The 4,104-nt window shown below is 62.2% G+C and carries 4 protein-coding genes and 1 pseudogene; all 5 read left to right on the top strand.

Going from position 1 to position 4,104, the window contains the following annotated elements; translation table 11 throughout:
* Positions 1-291 (top strand): annotated as a pseudogene (locus tag EOD15_RS27230) (ABC transporter substrate-binding protein); the annotation flags it as partial.
* A gap of 63 nt (positions 292-354) precedes the next feature.
* Positions 355-1,269 carry an ABC transporter permease subunit gene (locus EOD15_RS27225; protein WP_023810098.1) on the top strand — a complete coding sequence of 305 codons (915 nt, stop codon included), beginning with the start codon at positions 355-357 and terminating at the stop codon, positions 1,267-1,269.
* Positions 1,266-2,057: an ABC transporter permease gene (locus tag EOD15_RS27220; RefSeq protein WP_127318718.1), complete on the top strand. Its 792-nt coding sequence runs from the start codon at positions 1,266-1,268 to the stop codon at positions 2,055-2,057. Before EOD15_RS27225 ends, EOD15_RS27220 begins: the two co-directional genes overlap by 4 nt.
* Positions 2,058-2,068: 11 nt before the next feature.
* Complete coding sequence (locus EOD15_RS27215) at positions 2,069-3,133, top strand: ABC transporter ATP-binding protein (RefSeq protein ID WP_023810097.1); 1,065 nt, start codon at positions 2,069-2,071, stop codon at positions 3,131-3,133.
* A gap of 282 nt (positions 3,134-3,415) precedes the next feature.
* Positions 3,416-4,104, top strand: a 689-nt coding sequence (locus EOD15_RS37000) for a cation:proton antiporter (protein WP_245463776.1), incomplete at its 3' end; no start/stop codon positions are given.

Raw genomic sequence — 4,104 nt, 5'->3', positions numbered from 1 at the left:
GTCTATGTGCAGGCGATCAGCGCCTACGCGCCGCATCCGAATGCAGCCAAGCTCTGGCTCGAATACCTCTACTCGGACGAAGGCCAGATCGGCTGGCTGAAAGGCTATTGCCACCCGATCCGCTTCAACGATCTCGCCAAGAACGGCAAGATCCCGGCTGACATCCTGGCCAAGCTGCCGCCGGCCGAAGCCTATGCGTCCGCCGTGTTCCCGACACTCGAGGAGCAGGGCAAGTCCAAGGAAGCCATCACCAAGAACTGGGATGCCGTCGTCGGCGCCAACGTGAAGTAACTCACACCATGCCGGGCGGCTTCGCGGCCGCCCGGTCCTTCTCTCGAAGACGGTAGCCGGCGCATGACTGATATCTCATTGTCCGACCACGCTGTTACCGGGAAGACTGCGCCTCCCGCCGAAGCACGCAGCATGCGGCTGCCGACACAATGGCTTGGTGTCGCGCCTTTCTTCATCTTCGCCATCATGTTCCTCATCCTGCCCACGCTCTATCTGATGCTGGGTGCATTCCAGAACGATGCCGGCGAATTCACGCTCGAGAACATCGCAGCGCTGGCGCAACCGTCCATCGTTGCCGCCTACTGGATTTCGATCAAGATCAGTCTTGCTTCATCGCTGATTGGCGCATTTGCGGGCCTGGCGATTGCCATCGCCATCGTGCGCGGCGGCCTGCCAGACTGGATACGTTCGGCGACACTGACGTTTTCCGGCGTGGCCTCCAATTTTGCCGGCGTGCCGCTGGCCTTTGCCTTCCTCGCCACGCTCGGCCGCCTCGGCCTTGCGACGGTGATCCTGAACACCGTGTTCGGCCTTAACATCTACGCGCACGGCTTCAACATCCTGTCATTCTGGGGCCTGACACTGACCTATGTCTATTTCCAGATACCATTGATGGTGGTGATCATCGTGCCGGCCATCGACGGACTGAAGAAGGAATGGGGCGAGGCCGCCGCGACGCTGGGCGCGACCATGTCCCAGTATTGGCGCATGGTGGTCATTCCGGTGATCTGGCCGAGTTTCCTCGGCACCGTGATCCTGTTGTTCGCCAACGCCTTCGGCGCCATCGCCACCGCCTATGCGCTAACCGGCTCGTCTCTCAACATCGTTCCGATTTTGCTCTATGCACAGATCCGTGGAGATGTGCTGCACAATGCCCATCTCGGTTATGCCATCGCCTTCGGCATGATCGTCATCACCGGTCTTGCCAATGTGTTCTACATCTGGTTCCGGACCCGTTCCGAGAGGTGGCTGAAATGAAGTCGGGAAAGTTCTGGGCCTGGCTCGTCTTTGCTCTTGGCGCGGCCTACTTTTTCATCCCGCTGATCGCGACCGTGGAGTTCTCGATGCGCATGCGGCGCGGGGAGTACTCCTTCGACGCCTACAAGGTCGTGTTGGGCGATGCCCGTTTCCAGGCCACCTTCGGCTATTCGGTACTGGCCGCCGTCTTCACCATCATTCTCGGCGTGCTGATCGTGGTGCCCGCCGCTTATTGGATTCGGCTTCGGCTGCCGCAACTGCGGCCGATCGTCGAATTCATTACCCTGCTGCCGCTGGTCATTCCGGCCATCGTCATCGTCTTCGGCTACATCAGAATGTACGGGTCGAATTCGCCGCTGCCGTTCCTGGCGACCGATACAGGCACCACTGCCTTGCTGGTCATCGGTTATGCAACACTGGCGCTGCCGTACATGTATCGCGCCGTCGACACCGGGCTTCGCACCATCGACGTGCGCACACTGACGGAGGCGGCACAGATCCTTGGTGCTGGTTGGGGGACGATCATCACCCGTGTCATCCTGCCCAACGTGCTGATCGCGGTGCTCTCGGGCGCCTTCCTCACCTTCGCCATCGTCATCGGCGAATTCACCATGGCCAGCCTGCTCAACCGGCCGGCCTTCGGCCCCTATCTGCAGAATATCGGCGCCAACCGCGCCTATGAGCCGGCGGCACTTGCCATCATCGCCTTCGCCATCACCTGGGGCTGCATGTCGCTGATACAGATCCTGTCCCGCTTCGCGCCGAGATCGGCGAACCGTCCGAACTGAAAGTCAAAGCCATGGCCGACCCATTCCTCTCCATCCAGCACGTTCGAAAATCCTTCGGCGCCACAACGGTGGTCGAGGACTTCAATCTTGACGTCGAGCGCGGCGAATTCGTCTCCTTCCTCGGCCCGTCCGGCTGCGGCAAGACCACCGTGCTGCGCATGGTGGCGGGCTTCGAGGAGCCGAGCGCCGGCACGATCGTCGTCGGCGGCAAGGACATTACGAGGTTGAAACCCAACCAGCGCAATGTCGGCATGGTGTTCCAGGCCTATGCGCTGTTTCCGAACCTGACCGTGGCGCAGAACATCGGCTTCGGCCTGAAGGTCGCCGGCATGCCCAGGGCGGACATCGATGCCCGTGTCGCCGAGATGCTCGGCATCATCAAGCTGCCGCAGATGGCGGATCGCTATCCCTATCAGCTCTCGGGCGGCCAGCAGCAGCGCATCGCGCTGGCTCGCGCCATCGCGCCGAAGCCGAAGCTCTTGCTGCTCGACGAGCCGCTGTCGGCGCTCGATGCCAAGGTGCGCGTGTCGCTGCGCGAGGAAATCCGCTCGATCCAGAAGAAGCTCGGCATCACCACCATCTTCGTCACGCATGACCAGGAAGAGGCGCTGTCGATCTCCGACCGCATCGCCGTCATGTATGGCGGCAAGGCCGAGCAGGTCGGCACGCCGTTCGAGATCTACAACCGCCCGGCGACCAAGTTCGTCGCCAATTTCGTCGGCACGCTGAACGTGCTCGAAGGCACCGTCACCGATGCCGCCGCAGGCACGGTGCGGGTCAATTCCGAACAGGTTTCGCTCAAGGGCAAGCTCAACGGCTCCAAATCAGGTGACACGCTGTCGCTGGCGTTGCGTCCGGAAGCGATCTCGCTGGGCCGCCAGCCCGGCCGCGACTCCAGCCTTTCGGGAGAAATCTCCGAAGTGCATTTTCTCGGCTCGGTCATCCGGGTTCGCGTCGGCATCGGCGGCAACACGGTCTCGCTCGACACCTTCAACAGCCCGGCAACCCCGCCGCCCGCTGTTGGTGAAAAGGCTGAGATCTCGTTCTCGTCGAGCGACATGCTGGTGCTGCACTAGGCTGATGCGCTTGTTCAAAATGAATGGCTGCATCCCGGTCTGCGAAGACGCGAGGATGCTTCCGTCCGCGTGGCATGGGCTGCAATGCAGGGAAGTCCGTGTTTAAGCGACCCCTCTATCGGTGATTTCGATGTCAGTGCGGCCGGCGCATTTGTCGATTTGGCAGGGCATCGGTGGAAGGCAATTCGAGGCATATTCCCATCGGCTCGAGCTTGCTGGCCAATCAACAGTTTCCAGCCGCTTTGCCACTGCCAGCGTCTCGCTTCCCGGCTATAACAGGCCATGGCGCTTTTCGAACTGACACTCGTTCTGCTGTTGATCGCCGTTGCGCTGACGGCGCTGTCGCGGCGCGTACAGGTTCCCTATCCCTCTTTGCTGGCGCTGGCCGGGGTGGCCATCGCCTTCGTGCCTGGCGTGCCGACCATAGAGATCGATCCGGAACTGGCGCTAGCCCTGTTCATCGCGCCGGTGCTGCTCGATGCCGCCTATGATACCTCGCTGCGCGATCTCAACCGCTACAGGGTGCCGCTTGTGCTGCTGGCGCTTGGCGCCGTCCTTTTCACGACAGCGACGGTCGCACTTGCCGGCTGGGCGATGGCAGGCCTGCCGATCGCCGCGGCCATAGCGCTTGGCGCCATCGTGGCGCCGCCCGATGCGGTTGCGGCATCGGCCGTGCTTGGCCAGTTCAAGGTGCCGCACCGCATCACTGCCATTCTGCAAGGCGAGAGCCTGCTCAACGACGCCACCGCCTTGCTGATCTACCGGATGGCGATTTCGGCGGCAGCAGGTTCCATTCTGCTGAGCAGCGCCGTTCCGATGATCCTGCTGTCCACGCTCGGCAGCCTTGCCGCCGGCTACCTGCTTGGCCGGGTGTCTCTGATGACGCTGGGCCGGATCGAGGACCCGGCGAGCGGCACTGTGGTGCAATTTGCCGGCACATTCGGGGTCTGGATCCTGGCTGACAGGATCGG

It is taken from the genome of Mesorhizobium sp. M7A.T.Ca.US.000.02.2.1 (assembly GCF_003996995.1).
Lineage (GTDB): Bacteria > Pseudomonadota > Alphaproteobacteria > Rhizobiales > Rhizobiaceae > Mesorhizobium.
Note: the sequence above shows the minus strand (reverse complement) of the source record. Positions and strands in the feature narration are given on the sequence as shown.

Bases quoted from the DNA above. Each gene is read 5' to 3' on its own strand.
- EOD15_RS27225 (WP_023810098.1), top strand. From the start codon at position 355: ATGACTGATATCTCATTGTCCGACCACGCTGTTACCGGGAAGACTGCG.
- EOD15_RS27220 (WP_127318718.1), top strand. From the start codon at position 1,266: ATGAAGTCGGGAAAGTTCTGGGCCTGGCTCGTCTTTGCTCTTGGCGCG.
- EOD15_RS27215 (WP_023810097.1), top strand. From the start codon at position 2,069: ATGGCCGACCCATTCCTCTCCATCCAGCACGTTCGAAAATCCTTCGGC.